Source organism: Bartonella sp. CL71SXKL (assembly GCF_042194935.1).
Classification (GTDB): domain Bacteria; phylum Pseudomonadota; class Alphaproteobacteria; order Rhizobiales; family Rhizobiaceae; genus Bartonella.
In genome coordinates this window covers 200,331-222,185 of sequence record NZ_JBHINI010000001.1, presented here as the reverse complement: position 1 = coordinate 222,185, position 21,855 = coordinate 200,331, and the positions used below count along the sequence as shown (strand labels likewise).

Sequence of the window (21,855 nt, the reverse complement as noted above, 5' to 3'; positions counted from 1 at the left end):
AAAACTTATATTCTCACCCCCCATTCCACACTTAATGATAATAAGATTTAATAAAACTTAAAAGCATTTAAAATTTTAAAAAAAACAATGCTGGCATGAAAATACTGCGCACCACACAAGTCTTCTCTTTATTTTAAGAACAATAACGCCCACGACAAGAAGCAATTAAAATTTTATTTAATAATTTCTATCCTTTAAAAAAGCGTGATAAACACTGCTTACGCCCCCCATGAAAAGGCTGAAAACTATTATCATTTTTATTATAAGAGCGATAACGCGCAAGGCAAGATTCAATATGTTGTTTAAGCATCCATGGCTCTTTTTTTTCTAATTTTTCCGAAGAAGAAGTTAAAAACACTTTTTTAGCATCTGGTACAACTTTTAATGATGCGCCTTTTGTGCTTAAGTGCGGTGATGTAATAAATGCCACTTCAGGGTACCACCAATTATCACTGTATTTACGATAACCACGCCGATAATGACGATAACCTTTAAAACCATTAAGTTCTCTACGCCCCGTAAAAATCAAAGGCACCGAACTATCTTGGAGAGAGGTCTGAGTAACCAGTTTGGCTTTAGCATCACTCCTATTTTGCCCCCAATTAACAAGAGTGGTTATTATAATGAAAAAACTGCTAACAAATACAAAAGCTAAAGCATAATATAATTTTTTTTTCATACTCATAACAAAAAACTCAACATAATAAACAACAGTAATTACAGAAAGCCTTTCTCTTGCTGGACAGAAACAGATTCTTTTCTTAAGATTCTTTTTTCTTGAGACATTCTGTTACTCTTTGTACTAAACGTTGATCTTGGCAATAAGATCCTACAAAAAAGAATGAATAAATAATGATAAAAACCCCCTACTATCTTATAGACAAATCGAAACTCATCAAAAACATGCAAACAATTTCTCGTTTACGGGAAATGTCCGGAGCTAAAATTTTACTTGCTTTGAAATGTTTTGCCACATGGAGTGTTTTTGATTTAATGTCTGAGTTCATGGATGGAACCACATCATCATCCCTTTATGAACTGCGTTTAGGAAGAGAAAAATTTGGCAAAGAAACCCATGCTTATTCAGTGGCTTGGGCAGATGATGAAATTGATGAAGCCTGTGGTTATGCAGATAAAATCATCTTTAATTCCATCCAACAGCTTCAACGCTTTTCTGATGCAACAAAAACCATTCAAAGAGGTTTAAGGTTAAACCCAGGAATGAGCGCATCAAATTTTGATCTTGCCAACCCCTCTCGCCCTTTTAGCCGCTTAGGAGAAACAAACCAAAGCGCTATCAAAGAAGTTCTGCCTCTTATCAACGGATTGATGATCCATAACAATTGTGAAAATGCTGACTTTAATCTTTTTAACCAAATGCTTGGGTATATGGAAGAAAAATTTGCAGAACTTTTTTCTGCTGTTGACTGGATAAGCCTTGGCGGCGGAATCCATTTTACGGCTGAAAATTATCCTCTAGAAGCTTTCGCAAAACGCTTAAAACAATTTTCTAAAACTCATGGTGTCACTCTTTTTCTAGAACCAGGAGAAGCTGCTATTACCAAAAGCACCACACTGGAAGTAAGCGTTCTTGACACATTGTATAATGAAAAAAAACTTGCCATCGTTGATAGCTCCATTGAAGCTCATATGCTTGATCTTTTAATTTATCGTGAGAATGCCAAATTAGAACCCAATCAAGGTCCACACGAAATTATGATTTGTGGAAAGTCTTGTCTTGCCGGCGATATTTTTGGAACATTTCAATTTCAAAAACCTCTTAAAATAGGCGATAGACTGTCTTTTCAGGATGCAGCAGGTTATACAATGGTCAAAAAAAACTGGTTTAATGGCGTTACAATGCCTGCTATTGTTCTCAAAGAGTGCGATGGTACATTAACACTTCAACGCCAATTCAGCTATAACGACTATCAGGAAAGCCTTTCATAAAGATAAACCATAAAAAACGTCATACAACAGTATTAAAAAGGAGATGGACCTACAATGAAAAAAAATGTTCTCATTATTGGTGCCGGAGGTGTTGCACAAGTTGTTGCGCATAAATGCGCTCAAAACAACGATATTCTTGGTGAAATTCATATTGCTTCACGAACACTCAAAAAATGTGAGGCCATCATTGCTTCTATTAAAGAAAAAAACACAATGAAAGAACAGGGTGTTCTCAAAAGCCATTCGCTCAATGCCATGAATGTAGAAGAAACTATAAAGCTCATCCAAAAGACCAAATGCGAAATTGTCATTAATGTTGGTTCTGCCTTTCTTAATATGTCTGTTCTTTCAGCTTGTATTGAAACCAAATGCGCTTATATCGATACCGCAATTCATGAAGACCCATTGAAAATTTGTGAAACACCTCCTTGGTATGGCAATTATGAATGGCCTCGACGTCAAGAATGTGAAAAAGCTGGTATAACCGCTATTTTAGGAGCAGGTTTTGACCCAGGTGTAGTGAACGCTTATGCTGCATTAGCGCGCGATGATTATTTTGATAAAATCACAGATATTGATATTATTGATATTAATGCCGGAAATCATGGGCGTTGGTTTGCTACAAATTTTGATCCAGAAATTAACTTCCGTGAATTTACAGGACAAGTATGGTCATGGCAAAATAAAAAATGGACTTCCAATAAAATGTTTGAAATCAGCCATGAATGGGATCTTCCCGTTGTGGGAAAACAAAAAGCCTATATGACAGGACATGATGAAATTCATTCACTTTCCAAAAATCTTGATGTAGAGAATGTCCGTTTCTGGATGGGATTTAGTGATCGTTATATCACTGTTTTTACGGTTCTAAAAAACCTCGGACTCTTATCCGAACAACCAATTAAAACGGCAGAAGGTCAAGAAGTCGTGCCCTTGAAAGTCGTGAAGGCCGTCTTACCCGACCCTTCCTCTCTCGCCCCAGACTACACAGGAAAAACCTGTATCGGAGATCTTATTAAAGGCGAAAATGATGGAAACTCGAAAGAAATTTTTATCTATAATATAGCCGATCACAAACAAGCTTTTCATGAAACTGGGGCACAAGGCATTTCCTATACAGCTGGCGTACCAGCAGCCGCAACAGCTCTTCTTATTGCCACAGGCGAATGGGATGTTAAAACTATGGTCAATGTAGAAGAATTACCACCCCACCCTTTCCTTAAATATCTTGATCATATGGGGCTTCCCACTTTTATAAGAGAACAACAAGAAGATAAAAAATTACAATTTTAATACCTATAGAAAGCATATGCTTGATTTTTTAAGTTATCACAAAACTGCCCAATGAAAACAAACTTAATATTCTCGTGTAATTATGGTTTTCAAAAAAATTTTAGCTATTCGTTATATTTTGGCAACATTACGATTTCTTAACAACCTTAAAGAAGAGACATATCATCTTTTTAAGACATAGCAAGCAATGATCAAGAAAAGCAGAGAAGAAAAAACTAACTTAATCACACTGTATGACTTGTCATTATCATCAAAAAGATAGTGTCATAAACAAAAGATATAAAAATACCGCTTTTTTAAAGAAGAGCGGTATTTTGTAGAATATCCAATCCCTCCCCTCTTCATCTTAAATGACAAAGATCCTTAACCCACACCAATCATTAAACAATTCAATTTCTTTGGGTGAATTCCTCTTGGCTTCTCTCTTCATATGATTCATCATCATATATAACACATTGATTTATAACAATAAAATATCATTTTCAACTTGATTCATAACGCTGAATACTGTAAGATTTTCTTATCACAAACTTTCTCACATTGAAGCAATTAAAATCTTTTGTCTGCACATCACAAACAAAGCGAGCGTGTGAGGTAAAATGATAAAAGAACAGAATAAAAATTCTCTTATGAAAACTCTCAAATAATAAAGAGCTTTAGCAATATTGAGAACTGAAAAAGTGTATTATCAATGTCAGCGTGTACTTTTACTAAACATAAAGATGATGGTGCACAATAGGTCTTATAACAGTTTGAATGAATTTCATATATTTCAAGAGAAACTTTACAGCTATACCATTCACGAGCACCATTGCGAAGTAGATTTGGGCATTTTGAGAGATGTTTTCTTAACACAAAGCACGCAGATAGGCTCAGAATCCTATCTTAAATATTTTATAACAGTATAAAAACTACCCTATATATAAAACTTTACATAGACTAAACACCACCGCTCTAAACGATAGTGCACAACAGAATAATCAATCAAAACTGCACAACAGATATCTAAAACAGTAATTATCGAAAAGCATACAACAAATGGAACATTTTAATACAATTGGTTATATTCCTTTTTAAAGTTTTAAAATGTTGTTGCATGCTTCACTAATATTTTCCGCCTCATGTGCCTTTTAAAATGTACTTTTTAAAAGCTTTTTAAATATGAAGTGGTTTAGCAAATGTTGCCAAAGCTGCCTCACGCACGGCTTCTGATAAGGTAGGATGTGCATGGCAACAACGTCCCAGATCTTCTGATGAACCACCAAATTCCATTAAAACTGCAATTTCATGGATCATTTCACCAGCACCAAATCCAAGAATATGCCCCCCTAATACCCGATCTGTTTTTTTATCAGAAAGGATTTTAACGAACCCATCACTCTTTTGCATTGCACGTGCACGACCATTAGCCATAAAAGGAAATTTGCCAACATTATATTCAATACCAGCAGTTTTTAGCTCTTCTTCTGTCCTTCCTACACTCGCAATTTCCGGCTGTGTATAAACAACACTAGGAATAACATCAAAATTAACATGTCCTTTTTGACCTGCCAAAATTTCTGCCACAGCAACGCCTTCTTCCTCTGCTTTATGTGCTAACATTGGTCCTTTTACGACATCACCAATTGCATAAATTCCTGGAACATTCGTCTGCCAATGAGCATCAATTGCAATAAATCCGCGTTCATCTAACTGAACACCAGCCTCTTGTAAGCCAAGCCCCTCTGTATAGGGAGAACGTCCAGTAGCAATAAGCACAACATCAGCCTCTAAAGTTTCAGATTCACCACCTTTGATAGATTCAAAGCTCACCTGAGCAGTTGAGCCAGATTGTGTAACAGCTGTCACCTTTGCACCCGTTTTATATTCAATCCCCTGTTTTTCCATTAATTTCTGAAATTGCCGTGAAACTTCACCATCCATTGAGCCCAAAACTTTATTAAGATACTCAATAATGGTCACCTTAGCACCTAAACGGCTCCAAACTGATCCAAGTTCTGAACCAATAACACCAGCACCCACTACAATCATATGCGCTGGTACTTTTTCAAGTGAAAGAGCTCCCGTAGAAGAAACAATAGTCTTTTCATCAATTTCAACATTCACCCCTGGAATGCCTGAACTCTCTGAACCGGTAGCAATAATAATATTTTTTGTTTCAATTGTTTGTTTATTACCATCTCTGGCAACAACTTCCACATGACCCGCACTCAAAATTTTGGCTGTCCCAAAAAAAGTATCAACTTTATTTTTTTTCATCAAAAAAGAAACACCACTCGTATTGGCTGTTACCACAGCTTTCTTATGAACCATCATTTGTTCAAGGTTAAGCTTAGATTTACCAATAGAAATACCAAGCGTTTCAAAACCATGCTGGGTTTCAGAAAACACTTCTGAAGCATGCAACAACGCTTTAGAAGGAATACAACCAACGTTGAGACATGTTCCTCCTAATGTTGTACGCTTTTCAATAATCGCTACTTTAAGTCCCAGTTGTGCCGCCTTTATTGCTGCTACATAACCACCTGGACCCGCTCCGATCACAGCCACATCATAAGACATCCGTTTCTCCTTTCATCCTGAAAACTGTATTTTACAAATCAAGAACAAGGCGTTCCGGATCTTCTAAGCTTTCCTTAACACGCACAAGGAAAGTCACAGCTTCTTGCCCATCCACAATACGGTGATCATAAGAAAGCGCTAAATACATCATGGGACGAATCACAACTTGGCCCTCAACAACCATTGCTCGCTCTTTAATCGCATGCATTCCCAAAATACCAGATTGTGGTGCATTCAAAATCGGTGTTGACATCAACGATCCATACACACCACCATTGGTAATGGTAAAAGTTCCGCCCTGCATATCAGAAACGGCTAATTTTCCATCACGCGCAAGACGTCCCAAACGACCAATCTCTTTTTCAATCTCTGCCAATGACATTTGATCTGCATCTCGCACTACTGGAACAACAAGCCCTTTATCCGTTCCAACAGCAATTCCAACATTGACATAGTTTTTGTAAACAATATCTGTCCCATCAATCTCGGCATTAACAGCAGGAAGTTCTTTTAATGCATGACAAACAGCCTTGGTAAAAAACCCCATAAAACCAAGTTTAACACTATGTTTCTTTTCAAAAAGATCCTTATAACGCTTGCGCAAATCCATCACAGCTGACATATCAACCTCATTAAATGTGGTTAACATCGCTGCTACATTTTGTGCATCTTTAAGACGGCGAGCAATTGTTTGACGCAATTTCGTCATACGAACCCGCTCTTCACGTGTTTCTTGGACAGGAATTGCCGAAGAACTCGTCGCAGAAGAAGAGGGTGTAGGGGCATTTGTACTTTGTTTTAATCCACCAAGAACATCTTCTTTAAGAATTTGTCCACGTTTTCCAGAACCTGAAATATCGCTTTTTGCAACATTATTTTCAGCCATCAATTTTGCTGCTGAAGGAGAAGGAGGCATTGCACTGCTCAAAGCAGACTTCTCCGATTCAGATGAAGCCGCTGGAACAAGTGTAGCAGAAGGTGAAAATGATTGGGAGACACCAGCTTCTCCAGCTTTCACCACTCCTAAAAGAGCATTTACTTCAACCGTATCGCCTTCTTTTGCAATGATTTCAGATAATTTCCCAGCAACAGGAGAAGGAACTTCAACGGTTACCTTATCAGTTTCTAATTCAACCAAAGGCTCATCCATAGCGACAGCTTCGCCAAGTTTTTTAAACCATTTGCCAACCGTTGCTTCGGTAACCGATTCGCCCAAAGTAGGAACACGAATTTCAGTAGTCATAATATTTTTCCATACATCAGAGTAGTAATAAATTAAGAACCTAACGCGTCTTTAAGAAACGCAGCCAGTTGTTCAAGGTGTTTCACCATTAACCCAGAGGCCGGTGACGCACTCGCAGGACGTCCTGCATAACGAGCACGTGAATATTGCGCATTAATATGCGTCAAAACCCATTCCAAATAAGGCTCAATAAATGACCAAGCCCCCATGTTTTTTGGTTCCTCTTGGCACCAAAAAACTTCCGCCTGCAAAAAGCGCGATAACACATTCACCAAAACTTTTGCAGGGAAAGGATAAAGCTGTTCAATACGAAGGAGATAAACATCATCAATACCCTTTTTTTCACGTTCTTCATAAAGGTCGTAATAAACCTTACCAGTACAAAGAACGACACGGCGAATTTTATTATCTTTTTGCAACTTAATGACAGAATCTTTGAGACATTCTGCATCATCAAGCAACACACGACAGAAACTTGTTTCTGGCCCCATTTCATTGAGAAGAGAAACCGCTCGCTTATGACGTAAGAGTGATTTCGGTGTCATCAAAATCAATGGCTTACGGAAATCACGCTTAATTTGTCGACGCAAAATATGAAAATAATTTGCAGGGGTTGTACAATTAGCAACCTGCATATTATCTTCCGCACAAAGTTGAAGAAATCGTTCTAAACGTGCAGAAGAATGCTCCGGCCCTTGCCCTTCAAAACCATGAGGCAATAAACACACAAGACCAGACATACGAAGCCACTTACGCTCTGCAGATGAAATAAATTGATCAAAAATGACCTGTGCACCATTAGAGAAATCACCAAATTGTGCTTCCCAAAGTGTTAATCCTCGTGGTTCAGCAAGAGAATATCCATATTCAAAACCAAGAACAGCTTCTTCAGAAAGCATAGAATTAACAACGTCATAAAGCGCTTGCCCCTTTTGTAAATGATTCAAAGGAATATAACGCGCCTCATTTTCTTGGTCATAAAGAACGGAATGACGTTGTGAAAAAGTTCCCCGCTCAACATCTTCACCGGAAAGACGAACCGGTGCACCTTCCAAACAAAGTGAACCAAAAGCTAAAGCTTCAGCGGTTGCCCAGTCAACACCCTCACCGGTTTCAAAAATTTTAGCACGATTATTTAAAAAACGTTGAATGGTTTTGTGAACATGAAAATTCGCCGGAATTTCAACAATTTTCTGACCAATTTCCTTTAAAGTTTTTAATTCAACACCGCTTGCTCTAGAATGCTGCTCATCAGAACTACTAAAAGCTTTGAGTCCCGTCCAGCTTCCATCAAGCCAATCAGCCTTATTAGGCTTATAAGAAGCACTCGCTTCAAGTTCACCTTCAAGCTTATCGCGCCATAATTTTTTTTGTTGCTCAATCTCTTCTGAAGAAATCATTCCTTCTGCTACCAATTGGTCACTATAAAGTTGAAGTGTTGTTTTATGATTACGAATTGCTTTATACATAAGCGGCTGCGTAAAGGAAGGTTCATCACCTTCATTATGCCCATAACGGCGATAACAAAACATATCAATAACCACTGGTTTATGGAAAATTTGGCGAAACTCTGTTGCTATTTTGGCAACAAAAACAACAGCCTCAGGATCATCACCATTCACATGGAAAATTGGTGCATCAATCATTTTTGCGACATCTGATGGATAAGGCGAAGAACGTGAAAAACGTGGAGATGTTGTAAAACCAATCTGGTTATTGATAATAACATGAAGTGAGCCTGCAACACGATAACCTTTAAGACCTGAAAGACCAAAAGTTTCTTGGATAACGCCTTGTCCTGCAAAAGCAGCATCACCATGAATAAGCAATGGCATCACTTTTGAACGCTCACTTAATGGGAGTAAATCAGTATGCGCAGGTCCCATAAGTTGATCTTGTTTAGCACGTGCTTTCCCCATAACAACCGGATCAACAATCTCAAGATGAGATGGATTAGCCAACAGCGATAAGTGAACTTTTTTACCATCAAAGTCCAGATCAGCGGTAGTTCCCAAATGATATTTGACATCACCGGATCCCTCCACATCATCAGGCTTATAAGATCCCCCTTTGAATTCATGAAAGATAGCCCTATGCGGTTTGGCAAGAACTTGTGAAAGAACATTTAAACGACCACGATGTGCCATTCCTAAAATAACTTCCTGCACCCCCAAAGCACTACCACATTTGATAATTTGTTCAAGAGCGGGAATCAGCGCCTCACCACCATCGAGTCCAAAACGCTTTGTACCTTTATATTTAGTGTCTAAAAACTGTTCGAATCCCTCTGCCTGAATAAGCTTATTCAGAATAGCTTTCTTGTCTTGTTGTGTGAAAGAATTTTTTTTATCTCGCCCTTCAATGCGTTCTTGAAGCCATGCTTTCTGAACTGGATCAGAAACATGCATATATTCCACACCGATTGTTGAACAATAGGTCCGATTGAGAATCTCAAGCATTTGCGGAATAGTTGCATATTCCAATCCTAAAACATTATCAATAAAAATGGGACGCTCGTAATCAGCTGGAGTAAAACCATAAGCTTCTGGAGAAAGTTCCTTATAATCTTCTTGTTTTTCGGCCAATTGAAGAGGGTCAAGCTGCGCATGAAGATGTCCCCGTTCTCGAAACGCACGAATCATCATAATTGCATGAACGGAATCACGTGTTGCACGAATAATATCTTGTTTACTGGAAGTTTTTCCCTTTTGTGCAGCACCTGTTATTGCTTTTTCCTTTAATTTATCGCCAAGATATTTTTCAAGAGAAGACCAATCACCATCAAGAGCAGAAACCAATTCACCCTCTGCTTTTAATGGCCAATGATCACGCTGCCATGTTGCTCCTTCAGCATTTTTAAGAACATCTTCTTTATTATCATGAAGTCCTTCAAAAAAAGCACGCCACTGTGAATCAACACTGGTAGGATCTTTTTCATATTGAGCATAAAGTTGATCTATATAATCCGCATTCCCACCATAAAGAAATGATGTCTGTGCAAAAAGGCTATTTATTTCGTCCTGCCTTGCCATATACCTCTCCGGAACATCTATTCCGTCTCCTTATATCTCTTTTGACCTTTAAATGCTTACAAACAAGCAGTGATTTGAACATTCAAAAAAGTTTTACCTTTTTATACTCAAGTCTTTTCACCTGAATCTAAGAACCTTTGCTTATTCAGGTGAAACTTTCTTTTAGCCTTTCAAAACTGACATCAAAGTCTTACCTATCTGTGATGGTGAAGAAGACACACGAATCCCTGCTGATTCCATTGCTGCAATTTTATCTTCTGCTCCACCCTTACCACCAGAAATAACAGCACCGGCATGTCCCATTGTCCGTCCTGGAGGAGCCGTACGGCCAGCAATAAAGCCAACAACTGGCTTTTTTCGACCTTTTCTTGCTTCATCTTGCAGAAACTGTGCTGCTTCTTCTTCAGCAGAACCACCAATCTCACCAATCATAACAATAGACTGAGTTTCATCATCTGCTAAAAACATTTCCAACACATCAATAAATTCAGTACCCTTAACAGGATCACCACCAATCCCTATAGCAGTTGTTTGTCCGAGACCTTCCTGACTCGTCTGAAAAACGGCTTCATAAGTTAAAGTTCCCGACCTCGAGACAACCCCAACAGAACCTTTTCTAAAAATAGAACCAGGCATAATACCAATTTTACATTCATTTGGTGTAAGAATACCGGGACAATTAGGACCAATAAGACGAGACTTTGAGTTTTCTAATCGCGCCTTCACTTTAACCATATCCATAACGGGAATACCTTCCGTAATACAGATAATTAAACGAATTTCAGCTTCAATAGCCTCTATAATAGCTGCCGCAGCCCCTGCAGGAGGAACATAAATAACGGAAGCATCCGCGCCTGTTTTTTCTTTTGCTTCTGCAACATTAGCAAAGATAGGAAGAGTTTCACCTTTTGAACCTTCCCATGTTTCTCCACCCTTTTTAGGATTAACGCCACCAACCATTTGCGTACCATGATAAGCAAGCGCCTGTTCTGTATGAAATGTTCCTGTTTTTCCTGTAAGCCCTTGAACTAGAACTTTTGTCTCTTTATTCACAAGAATCGACATAGCTTAAGCTCCCTTCACGGCTGCAACAATTTTTTGGGCAGCATCATCTAAATCATCAGCAGGAATAACATTCAAACCACTCTCATTAATAATTGCTTTACCCTGCTCAACATTAGTGCCTTCAAGACGAACAACCAAGGGAACTTTTAAACCAACCTCACGAACAGCAGCAACCACACCTTCAGCAATGACATCACAACGCATAATACCACCAAAAATGTTAACCAAAATGCCCTTAACATTTGGATCGGCCGTAATAATCTTAAAAGCAGCTGTCACCTTTTCTTTTGATGCTCCACCACCAACATCCAAAAAATTCGCTGGCTCTGCTCCATAAAGCTTAATGATATCCATTGTTGCCATAGCAAGCCCAGCACCATTAACCATGCAACCAATCGTACCCTCAAGAGCAACATAAGCAAGATCATGCTTTGATGCTTCTATTTCCTTTGGATCTTCCTCTGAAAGATCGCGTAATTCTAAAATATCTGGATGACGAAACAGAGCATTATTATCAAAAGAAACTTTCGCATCAAGAACACGCAAACGACCATCTTTCATCACAATAAGTGGATTGATTTCTAAAAGGCTCATATCTTTTTCACAAAATGCCTTATAGAGAATCGGAAAAAGCTTTTCACCATCTTCTCGCGCACTACTTTGTAGTTTCAACGCATCACAAAGTCTTGCACAATCAGCAGAAGTAACACCCTCTCCAGCATCAATGGGAAGCGTGAATATTTTTTCTGGTGTCTCTTCAGCAACCGTTTCAATATCCATTCCACCTTCTGTTGAAACAACAAAAGCAATTCGACCAATGCTACGATCAACCAAAAGTGAAAGATAAAGCTCCCGTTCAATATCGGCACCGTCTTCAATATAAAGGCGGTTGACCTGCTTACCCTCTGGACCAGTTTGTTTGGTTACCAAAGTTTTTCCAAGCATTTCTTGAACATTTGCAACAACTTCTTCAACAGATTGTGCAAGCCGAACACCACCCTTTGCATCAGGATCAAGTTCTTTAAACTTACCCTTACCACGACCACCAGCGTGTATCTGACTTTTAACCACATAGAGAGGTCCGGGCAATTTTTCCGCCCATTTTTCCGCTTGCTCTACAGAATAAACAGCGACACCATTTGCAATTGGTGCTCCATATTCATGAAGCAGACGTTTGGCCTGATACTCATGGATATTCATGCATTTGTCCTTTTCTTTTATGGATCATGGATCTTATTAATCCTAAAGTTTTAATATTCTAAATACTTATTTTAATGAATTAAACCTTGTTCAATTTACTTGAGACTAGGTACAAGAGCAATACAAGCTTCACAAAGCTTTTTAACCGCATTTACTGAATGATCAAAAGCACCTCTTTCTTCTTTATCAAGATCAATTTCAATGACTCGTTCAACACCACCTGCACCAAGTACAACAGGAACACCAACATAGGTATCATTAACCCCATATTCCCCTGAAAGATAAGCTGCAACAGGCACAACACGCTTAGTGTCCTTTAGATAAGCCTCAGCCATAGAAACAGCAGAAGCTGCTGGTGCATAATAAGCAGAACCTGTTTTTAACAAACCAATAATTTCTGCACCACCATCGCGGGTACGCTGGATAATTTGATCAATTCTTTCCTGTGTTGTCCAGCCCATCTTTACAAGATCAGGCAAAGAAATACCACCAACCGTTGAATAACGCACGAGAGGAACCATTGTATCACCGTGGCCCCCTAAAACAAACGCTGTCACATCTTTAATAGAGACCTTAAATTCCTCAGATAAGAAATGACGAAAACGCGCTGAATCAAGAACACCTGCCATACCAACCACTTTATGTGTAGGGAGACCTGAAAATTTCTGCAAAGCCCACACCATCGCATCAAGGGGATTAGTAATACAAATAACAAACGCCGAAGAAGCGTATTTTTTAATTCCAGCTCCAACTTGTTCCATAACCTTTAAATTAATGCCCAAAAGTTCATCACGGCTCATACCAGGTTTTCGCGCAACGCCTGCTGTTACAATAACAACATCAGCACCTTCAATTGTTTCATAAGCATTAGCACCTTTTAGACTGATATCAAAACCATCAACAGGAGAAGATTCGGCGATATCTAGAGCCTTACCTTGTGGCACACCTTCTGCAATATCAAATAAGACCACATCAGCAAGCTCTTTAAGCCCAATAATATGTGCTAAAGTACCACCAATCATACCTGAACCAATGAGAGCTATTTTTTTCCGTGCCATTTTATTTTTTCCTAACTTTTAGATAATTCAGCGCACACCCATCAGCGTCCGTATACTGAATATTTTTGACTTCAACCATATTCAAACAATATCATAAAAAGGAGTAAAGAAATGAAATTTACAAATTTCTCTCTTTACAGAAACAACAACCCTCCGCTGAAACAACTATTAGAAAATTATCACGATGTATCGATAAAGTGAATTTAAAAAAAATACAACAGAATTATTATATTTCTTTAATTTCAAAAAGTTATTGTTTTTACAGTTTACGTAAAGGTAAAAGTATAATCAATGCTTCTTCTTCAAAAGAAAATGTTCTTCCCAAAGTTTTAAATAATCGTAGCTTTGCATTTCGAAAAGACGTGATTGTGTTCTTTTAAATTCAAATGTTTCCGTAATCTGCGCATGCCCTTTATACAAATCCCCTACCCCTGCCGCAGCCGACATAAACAACCGTATGTGGCGTTCATAAAGAATATCAATAAGCAAAATAAACCGTTTTGTTTCATTGCGACATGTATCATCCATGACCGGTACATTATCAATAAAAATCGTATGATAACGCTCTCCTAATAACAAATATTCAGCCGCGGCCAAAGGCTTTGCACATAAATCCCCATAATCAAAACGAGCACATCCTGCACCAAAGCGCGGAATAGGAATAAGGCGCCCTTTTATAGAAAGCTCATCAGATGTCTCCTTATGTCCTTGCAATACAAGTGCCCATGCTTGATCCATATATTCATTTGCTGGGACCCCCAACGGCGACACATACACCTGTTGTAGATTTGATTTTTCAAGGCGATAATCTGTTTTTGCATCAAGATTAACAACGCGAACATATGCTTTCAAAACTTGAATAAAAGGCAAAAAGAGTTCACGATTTAAACCGTTACAATAAAGGTTATCCGGCGCCACATTTGAGGTTGCAATAAAGAAAATTCCTTTATCAAACAAAGCAGAAATAAGCCGCCCCAATACCATAGCATCAGCAATATCTGTTACACTAAACTCATCAAAACAAAGTATTTTTGCTTCTCGTGCAAGATCCTCAGCAACAGCTAAAATAGGATTATCTTGTTTAAATTTTGCACACCCAGATGCTTGACGATAAAAATTAATACGCTCATGCACATCAGCCATAAAATCATTAAAATGGGCACGCTTTTTATGACCTTTAGGCAAACAAGAAAAGAACAAATCCATCAGCATGGTTTTGCCCCGTCCTACTTCACCATAAATATACAGTCCCTGAAAAAAACCTGTTTCATCTCCTTGTTTTACAACACAAGAAATATTTTGTTTTTTCCTTTTAAATATTCTATTAAAGAAAGAGCAAAATATCCAAGTCCAAGGACGAGAGATATTTTGTTCCGTAATTTTTTTTAATAAATGATCAAAATATTCTGTTATAGCTAATTGAGCGGGATCAAAACAAACCTCTCCTTTAGCGACAAGCTCCTTATAACGTGTTGAAACGAGAATCATCCAAAAAACCTTTTTCAAACCGATCTCAATGAAAAATACAAATACTTTTCACGAATCTGTCCGTCTAGCTTAGCTTGTCATAAACGGTCAAAAATGATTTAACGACTTAAAACAACGGGATGATCATCAAGTGTACGTCCCTCAAAACGATCAACATTTGAAGAATAAAGAACGAGGATAACACGTCCAGAGTTATTATAAAAATATAATCTTTTTCCTTTAACATCCCACGATCTCACTTGGGAAGCAATTCCTGGACAGTGTAAAGGACCAGCACGGTACCCTTTTCCAAACTTTGTTTGTGGAGTTGCAATCCGGCAAACTTTTCCTCCCATAGAAAGATTCCATACCCCAGCAATACTTGCAGGAAATAAATCAGTGGCATTGCTTGGCAATTCGAGACTAGCCATTCGTCCATCGCTCTGAGAATCTCCTTTTTCATACACCGAAGCGTTTGCGTCTTCAGATATCGACGAAGAAGGAGACGACAGATCAGACGCTTCCAATATTGTCATTTGTTGAGATGGATAAAAAACTTCTAATGCGTTATTATCGTCATTACCATCAAACCGTGTTGTTGAACATCCCCCTAAAAACATTACAGTTGATAGTGCAACGAAAAACGAAACTTTTGAAAACGCCATGTCTGTACTCTCTCCCACGACAATAAATAAGTTCACAAAAAAATTAAGCGAATATTTGTTATAGTTACAAAGATAAATTAACAAATTAAAAAAAACAGGTTAAAATCACTTATTTTAAACGAAATAACTTATGTACCAAATTTTATATTTATTAAACACTGGAAATTTATAAGATTTTCAGCCATATATCTCTTTTATAAGTAATCATTAGAAATAGAGAAGTTTCATGAAAACGCCATTTAGCAAAATGGACGGTCTTGGAAATCAAATTATTGTTGTTGATATGCGTGAAAGCACTCATGCTCTTACACCAAAAGCAATCCTTGCTTTGTCAGCAGATCCTGAAATGCATTTTGATCAAATCATGGCTATCCACACACCAACCCAGAAAAAAGCCAACTTCCGCATCGAAATATGGAATGCCGACGGATCAATGGCTAAAGCTTGTGGCAATGGTACCCGCTGTGTCATCGCATGGCTTAAAGATCACAATTTTGGTGAAAAATTTCATTTAGAAACTCCCGCTGGAATTATTGAAGGGAAATACCAAACCGACAATCTCATTTCTGTTGATATGGGATGCCCAAATTTCAATGCAAAAGAGATGCCTGTTTCACGTGAAATAGTTGATACCAATCACGTAGAAATTACGGCTGGTCCCCTAAAAGACGCTTGTCTCATATCCATTGGCAATCTCCATGCTATCTTTTTTGTTGAAAATGATATTCAACATATTCCATTAGAGGAATATGGGCCAAACCTTGAACATGATCCCCTGTTTCCCGAACGGTGCAATATTTCCATTGCTTGCATAACGTCAAAGAAAAGTCTAAATTTACGTACATGGGAGCGAGGAGCAGGATTAACACAAGCATGTGGGAGTGCTGCTTGTGCAAGTGCAGTGGCTGCTTATCGTCGTGGACTTACAGAGCGCCATATTGATGTGAACTTACCAAAGGGAACACTTAATATTTTTTACCGAGAAGACGATCACATTATTATGACAGGACCAATAAAATATCAATTTAGTGGTTTTTTAAGCCCTTTAACAGGATCCTACAAAAAGGATCACTCCTGATGGCAATAGAAATTGTAACTTTTGGTTGTCGACTTAACAGCTACGAATCGGAAATCATTCGCAAAGAAAGTACTTCTTCAGGGCTAGATCAACTTAAAGATGGTGCTATTATCTTTAATACTTGTGCTGTCACTGCCGAAGCCGTACGACAAGCAAAACAAGCTATCCGCAAAGCACGACGTGAAAATCCTCATGCGCGTATCATTGTAACAGGGTGTGCAGCCCAAACAGAAGCACAAAATTTTGCCTCAATGACAGAAGTGGATCTCGTTTTAGGAAACGAAGATAAACTTCACGCCCATTCTTATCGTCAACTTCCTGATTTTGGTATTAATAATTCTGAAAAGGTGCGTATCAATGACATTATGGAAGTACAAAAAATTGCCCCACATATGGTCAGTGCAATGCAAGAGCGCACCCGCGCTTTTGTACAGGTACAAAATGGATGTGATCATCGCTGTACATTTTGCATTATTCCTTATGGACGAGGACCATCTCGTTCAGTTCCCATGGGTGCTGTCATAGAACAAATTAAAAAGCTGATAGGTGGGGGTATCCAAGAGGTGGTCCTTACAGGTGTTGACCTTACAAGTTATGGCCACGATCTTCCTGGAAAAGCTACTCTAGGAAAATTAACTTCAGCAATTTTGCATCATGTTCCTGACTTAACGCGATTACGCCTCTCATCTATTGACTCTATTGAAGCAGACGAAGAACTCATCAATCTTTTAGCTTATGAAACAAGAATCATGCCCCATTTGCATTTATCTTTGCAAGCAGGTGATAATATGATTTTAAAACGGATGAAACGGCGTCATCTGCGCGAACATGCCATTCAATTTTGCCAAGAGTTGCGTGCCAAACGTCCTACAATGGTGTATGGTGCTGACTTAATTGCTGGTTTTCCTACAGAAACAGAAGAGATGTTTCAAAACAGTCTTGTTTTAATCAAAGATTGTAATTTAACCCATCTCCATGTCTTCCCCTTTAGTCCAAGAGAAGGAACACCTGCCGCACGTATGCCACAAATAAACCGTAAAATAGTTAAGATGCGTGCTAAAAAATTGCGTAAAGCAGGTGAGATGGCTTACCAAAAGCATCTTGCTCATTTACAAAACAGTCTACAAACAATTCTCGTTGAAAAAGATGAAATCGGACGAACAGAAGATTATACCCTTGTACAGGTTAAGGGTGCAAAAGCAGGAACAATTGTTCAAGCCCTTATCGTTGATCATGATGGCGATAAATTGATTGCTGTCCTTCCAAAATTAAACGCTGCTTGAGCAGGAAAATTCTTATGACGAAATCTTTTATTAAAAAAATATTCTCTTTTAACAAATCTCAAGAGCAAGAAATTGAACAACAGATTTCTATTCCTGATAAAAGCGATATAATAGAAGAAAATAAAGACAAAAATGAAAAGACAAAAAATAACCAAGTTTCTATAGACACAGAAAAAGAAGAACAAACAAAAAATCCAGAGTCAATACTTACAAAATATGATGAAAAATCTCCATTTCTAGAATCCCGTTCTGATAAAATTCCTTTTTCTGGTAAAATTATTGTCACAGACAACATCCGTGAAAAAAAGAATGAAGAAATTTTATCTGAACCTTCTGTTGAACAAAAAAAGACAGCGTGGTTTGGGCGCCTTAAAAAAGGTCTATCCCTTTCTTCACAACGCTTAAGCGGATCAATTAGCGATCTCTTTGTTAAAAGAAAACTTGATGAAGACACATTGCAAGAGCTCGAAGATATTCTTATCCAAGCTGACATAGGTGTAGAGACGGCAACACGCATCACAAATACTTTAGCTTCCAGTCGTTACGGAAAAGACCTCTCCCCAGATGATATTCATACTATTGTAGCGGATGAGGTCAAAAAAGTTCTGGAACCTGTTGCAATACCATTGGAACTTGATCTCAGCCATAAACCGCATGTTATTTTGCTGGTAGGTGTAAATGGCACTGGAAAAACGACAACTATTGGAAAACTTTCAGCAAAATTAACAGAAGGGGGATTAAAAGTTATGCTGGCAGCTGGTGATACTTTCCGAGCCGCAGCTATTGAGCAACTACACATCTGGGGTGAACGTACCAATTCTCCTGTTATTTCAACAAAATTGGGTGCAGATGCCGCCAGCTTAGCATTTGATGCTTATGAAAAAGCAAAAAAAACAAACAGTGATGTATTAATTATTGATACAGCAGGGCGTTTACAAAATAAATCTGAATTGATGGATGAATTAGCAAAAATTATTCGTGTTTTAAAAAAACATACCCCCCAAGCACCCCATACAATCCTTCAAACGCTTGATGCAACAACCGGACAAAATGCACTCAACCAAGTAGATATTTTCCGCGATATTGCTGGTGTTAATGGTTTAATCATGACAAAGCTAGATGGGACTGCACGAGGAGGAATTCTTGTCGCTATCGCAGCAAAATATAAATTACCCGTTTATTTTATCGGTATAGGAGAAGATATTGAAGACCTTCAACCCTTTTCTGCTTCTGACTTTGCCGAAACTATCGCAGGAAAACATGCATGAAACAGCCTTTATCTAATCCTAATTTACACAATAGTTCTGAAAAAAAAATGAATAATAATAATAAAAAATCTCTCTCACCAACACTTAAGTTTCTTTTGGAAATGGGTCCATTGGTTGCCTTCTTTTTTGCCAATTATAAGGGAGAATGGCTGATAAAAAACATTGGATTTTTTCAAAATTTTAACAAATCTATTTTCCCTGCAACAGCTATTTTCATGGTAGCGATAATTATTTCCCTAAGCTTATCATGGATCCTTGCAAGACAAATTCCTATTATGCCTCTTATTTCGGGAATATTTGTTTTAGTTTTTGGCTTTCTAACTCTCTGGCTTCATAATGAAACTTTCATAAAAATGAAACCGACAATCATTAATAGCTTATTTGCTTTTATACTTTTTGGTGGGATGTTTTTTAAAAAACCACTTTTACGTTATGCTCTTGATTCTACCTTAAAACTTGATGATTTAGGTTGGCAAAAACTTACCTATCGTTGGGCGTTTTTTTTCATTTTTCTTGCCCTTTTGAATGAAATAATTTGGCGTAATTTTAGCGATAATTTCTGGACAAGTTTCAAAGTATTTGGCGTCATGCCTATAACAGTCCTTTTCATGCTTACCCAAATGCCTATAATTATAAAACATTCAAAAGGACTTTTTACAGAAGAGGACAAATCTGATTCTTAAAAAAATCACCACTACCGATTATTTTATAGATTCATCGCCAAACACTGTTCGGGAGAAAAAATATGTTGATTGAACAGTTTATTTGTCGAGAAGACAATTTTGGTATACTCATTCATGATGAAAAAAGTGGTATGACAGCTGCAATAGATGCTCCTGAAAGCAAAGCGATCCACAATGCTTTAAAGCGCCACAATTGGACACTTAACACTATTTTTGTAACTCATCATCATCACGACCATGTAGAAGCCCTATCAGAATTAAAACAAGTTTACAACGCTATGGTTATCGGGCCAGAAGCAGAAAAAGAAAAGATCAATTATCTTGATCAAACACTTCAACCTGATGAAAGTTTTTCTTTTGGCACACACCTGCTTTTAGCTCTTTCAACACCTGGTCATACTTTAGGCGCATTATCTTACTATTTTCCTGAGAAGAGTTTACTCTTTGCTGGAGATACACTTTTTTCATTGGGCTGTGGACGTCTTTTCGAAGGAACACCTGCACAAATGTTAAATTCTTTAAAAAAACTTCGTAAACTTCCTGATGAAACACTTCTCTATTGTGGACATGAATATACAAAAAATAACGCTCTTTTCGCACTAACAATTGACCCACATAATAAAAAACTCCACCAAAGAATAGAGGAAGTTTTTTTGCTACGTGCAAAAAACGCTATGACTTTACCTGTCACTTTAGGGCAAGAAAAAGCCACCAATCCCTTTCTCCGCTGGGATGATAGTGTGTTGCGAAGGAACCTTGTAATGGAAGAAGAAACAGATGAAGAAGTTTTTGCTGAAATTCGAAGAAGAAAGGATAATTTTTAACCATGCTTAAGTTCGTATTACGTTTGTTTCTCCTTTTTCTTTTCGTGATACATATTCAACTAACAAGAGCAGAGGAAAAGGAAACAGATAATTCTTCTCTTATATCCCCTCTCGTTGCAAATTATCCCTTAACAGAAGATTTTTTTTTAAAACTGGAAAAAATTGAAAAAGAATGTGAAAATTTACTTCCAGAAACAAAAAATGATCTTATCACTTATGATTCTAGTATCCACTCTAATATTGAAAACTACACTACCTATATTTCTAGTAAACCAAAACTTATGAATATTTTAAAAAAAAATAATATCAAACCAGAAGATTTTGCTGCTGGAACCTTAGTACTTAAAGAAATATCCGCGCTTCTCATATTTGCACCTGAAAAGGAATATTCTACTGAGAAAAATATTATATTTCTAAACAATCTTGAATTTGTTAAAAAACATTTTTACAAAGCAACAATTCTTTTAGATAGCTGTGAAAAACTCATTTTGAGCAACTAATCAGTTATGAAATGTTAGAAAATATCACCCCTTTAATCTAATAAAGGAGTCAGTGCATTAAAAAATCACCGTATTTTTATCATTTCTAATAATTGTTTTTATTTTGATTATATTTACAAATGTTTTTCTAAAAATAAAGAATAACAGACGGAAAAGTATTTATTGAAATTCAAAAAAGAAAGGATAATTTTTAGTCATGTTTAAACTTCTATTGTGTTTTTTCTTCATTTTTCCTTTTGTATCATACGCTCAAGAAAAAAAACAAGAAATAGATGATCCTTCTTTTATACCGACTTTCATTGCAAATTATCCCTTAACAGAAGATATTCTTTTAAAGCTGGAAAAAATCAAAGCAGAATGTAGAAATTTATCTTCAGAACCAGAACAAACAAATACAAAAAGTGATATCAATACTTATGATGATCATATTGAAAAATATGCTGCCTATATTTCTAATAATCCAAAACTTGTGAATATTTTAAAAGAAAATAATATCACACCAAAAGATTTTGTTGTTGCTCACCTAGCACTTAAAGCGACATTATATGTACTTACTGATGAGGAAAATTATACTTATGAAAAAAACTCTTTACCTTCAAGAAATCTAGAATTTGTTAAAGAACATATGTATAGAATAATCCAAATTTTAAGAGATAACTGTTAAAAATCTTTTTAGAACAATTG

At 37.3% G+C, this 21,855-nt stretch carries 18 protein-coding genes; 9 read left to right on the top strand and 9 right to left on the bottom strand.

Features of this window, described 5'->3' with window-relative positions; all coding sequences use genetic code 11:
• Nucleotides 1-187: 187 nt before the first annotated feature.
• Nucleotides 188-685, bottom strand: a complete 498-nt coding sequence (locus tag ACFILA_RS00825) for a BA14K family protein (protein WP_273790152.1) — start codon at nt 683-685, stop codon at nt 188-190.
• 167 nt (nt 686-852) lie between these two features.
• On the opposite strand from ACFILA_RS00825, the gene ACFILA_RS00820 reads away from it, so the two are divergent.
• Both ACFILA_RS00820 and ACFILA_RS00815 read left to right on the top strand, forming a co-directional pair.
• On the top strand, nt 853-1,950 hold the full coding sequence (locus tag ACFILA_RS00820; RefSeq protein WP_273790153.1) for a carboxynorspermidine decarboxylase: 1,098 nt from the start codon (nt 853-855) through the stop codon (nt 1,948-1,950).
• Between the two features lie 54 nt (nt 1,951-2,004).
• On the top strand, nt 2,005-3,243 hold the full coding sequence (locus ACFILA_RS00815) for a saccharopine dehydrogenase NADP-binding domain-containing protein (RefSeq protein ID WP_375660489.1): 1,239 nt from the start codon (nt 2,005-2,007) through the stop codon (nt 3,241-3,243).
• 1,155 nt (nt 3,244-4,398) lie between these two features.
• Here the strand turns inward: ACFILA_RS00815 and lpdA are convergent.
• The 8 genes from lpdA to ACFILA_RS00775 all read right to left on the bottom strand — a co-directional run bounded on the left by lpdA (nt 4,399) and on the right by ACFILA_RS00775 (nt 15,535).
• Nucleotides 4,399-5,805, bottom strand: a complete 1,407-nt coding sequence (gene lpdA / locus ACFILA_RS00810) for a dihydrolipoyl dehydrogenase (RefSeq protein WP_375660488.1) — start codon at nt 5,803-5,805, stop codon at nt 4,399-4,401.
• Nucleotides 5,806-5,836: 31 nt separating this feature from the next.
• Nucleotides 5,837-7,048, bottom strand: coding sequence for a 2-oxoglutarate dehydrogenase complex dihydrolipoyllysine-residue succinyltransferase (gene odhB / locus ACFILA_RS00805; protein WP_375660487.1), 1,212 nt, complete (start codon nt 7,046-7,048; stop codon nt 5,837-5,839).
• 32 nt (nt 7,049-7,080) lie between these two features.
• Nucleotides 7,081-10,080 carry a 2-oxoglutarate dehydrogenase E1 component gene (locus ACFILA_RS00800; RefSeq protein ID WP_375660486.1) on the bottom strand — a complete coding sequence of 1,000 codons (3,000 nt, stop codon included), beginning with the start codon at nt 10,078-10,080 and terminating at the stop codon, nt 7,081-7,083.
• A gap of 162 nt (nt 10,081-10,242) precedes the next feature.
• Nucleotides 10,243-11,145 carry a succinate--CoA ligase subunit alpha gene (sucD, locus tag ACFILA_RS00795; protein WP_273790158.1) on the bottom strand — a complete coding sequence of 301 codons (903 nt, stop codon included), beginning with the start codon at nt 11,143-11,145 and terminating at the stop codon, nt 10,243-10,245.
• A 3-nt stretch (nt 11,146-11,148) separates the two neighbouring features.
• Entirely contained in the window at nt 11,149-12,345 is a 1,197-nt protein-coding gene (gene sucC, locus ACFILA_RS00790; RefSeq protein ID WP_273790159.1) for an ADP-forming succinate--CoA ligase subunit beta, read from the bottom strand.
• A gap of 95 nt (nt 12,346-12,440) precedes the next feature.
• Nucleotides 12,441-13,403 (bottom strand): malate dehydrogenase, encoded by a 963-nt coding sequence (gene mdh / locus ACFILA_RS00785; RefSeq protein ID WP_273790160.1) that lies wholly within the window; start codon nt 13,401-13,403, stop codon nt 12,441-12,443.
• A gap of 288 nt (nt 13,404-13,691) precedes the next feature.
• The gene (gene zapE, locus ACFILA_RS00780) at nt 13,692-14,891 is read right to left on the bottom strand and encodes a cell division protein ZapE (protein WP_273790309.1); all 1,200 of its coding nucleotides are present in this window, start codon (nt 14,889-14,891) and stop codon (nt 13,692-13,694) included.
• Nucleotides 14,892-14,989: 98 nt separating this feature from the next.
• Nucleotides 14,990-15,535 (bottom strand): AprI/Inh family metalloprotease inhibitor, encoded by a 546-nt coding sequence (locus ACFILA_RS00775; RefSeq protein ID WP_375660485.1) that lies wholly within the window; start codon nt 15,533-15,535, stop codon nt 14,990-14,992.
• Between the two features lie 226 nt (nt 15,536-15,761).
• On the opposite strand from ACFILA_RS00775, the gene dapF reads away from it, so the two are divergent.
• From dapF to ACFILA_RS00740, 7 genes are all read left to right on the top strand, one after another.
• Nucleotides 15,762-16,613, top strand: a complete 852-nt coding sequence (gene dapF, locus ACFILA_RS00770) for a diaminopimelate epimerase (protein ID WP_273790162.1) — start codon at nt 15,762-15,764, stop codon at nt 16,611-16,613.
• Nucleotides 16,613-17,896: a tRNA (N(6)-L-threonylcarbamoyladenosine(37)-C(2))-methylthiotransferase MtaB gene (gene mtaB, locus ACFILA_RS00765; protein WP_375660484.1), complete on the top strand. Its 1,284-nt coding sequence runs from the start codon at nt 16,613-16,615 to the stop codon at nt 17,894-17,896. Before dapF ends, mtaB begins: the two co-directional genes overlap by 1 nt.
• Before the next feature lie 14 nt (nt 17,897-17,910).
• Nucleotides 17,911-19,164, top strand: a complete 1,254-nt coding sequence (ftsY, locus tag ACFILA_RS00760; RefSeq protein WP_375660483.1) for a signal recognition particle-docking protein FtsY — start codon at nt 17,911-17,913, stop codon at nt 19,162-19,164.
• Nucleotides 19,161-19,847, top strand: coding sequence for a septation protein A (locus ACFILA_RS00755; protein ID WP_375654297.1), 687 nt, complete (start codon nt 19,161-19,163; stop codon nt 19,845-19,847). The genes ftsY and ACFILA_RS00755 overlap by 4 nt, the downstream gene beginning before the upstream one ends.
• A 62-nt stretch (nt 19,848-19,909) precedes the next feature.
• Nucleotides 19,910-20,671: a hydroxyacylglutathione hydrolase gene (gene gloB / locus ACFILA_RS00750; RefSeq protein ID WP_273790166.1), complete on the top strand. Its 762-nt coding sequence runs from the start codon at nt 19,910-19,912 to the stop codon at nt 20,669-20,671.
• Between the two features lie 44 nt (nt 20,672-20,715).
• The gene (locus ACFILA_RS00745) at nt 20,716-21,171 is read left to right on the top strand and encodes a hypothetical protein (RefSeq protein ID WP_375643032.1); all 456 of its coding nucleotides are present in this window, start codon (nt 20,716-20,718) and stop codon (nt 21,169-21,171) included.
• Nucleotides 21,172-21,367: 196 nt separating this feature from the next.
• Nucleotides 21,368-21,835, top strand: a complete 468-nt coding sequence (locus ACFILA_RS00740) for a hypothetical protein (protein ID WP_375630635.1) — start codon at nt 21,368-21,370, stop codon at nt 21,833-21,835.
• Nucleotides 21,836-21,855 lie beyond the last annotated feature (20 nt).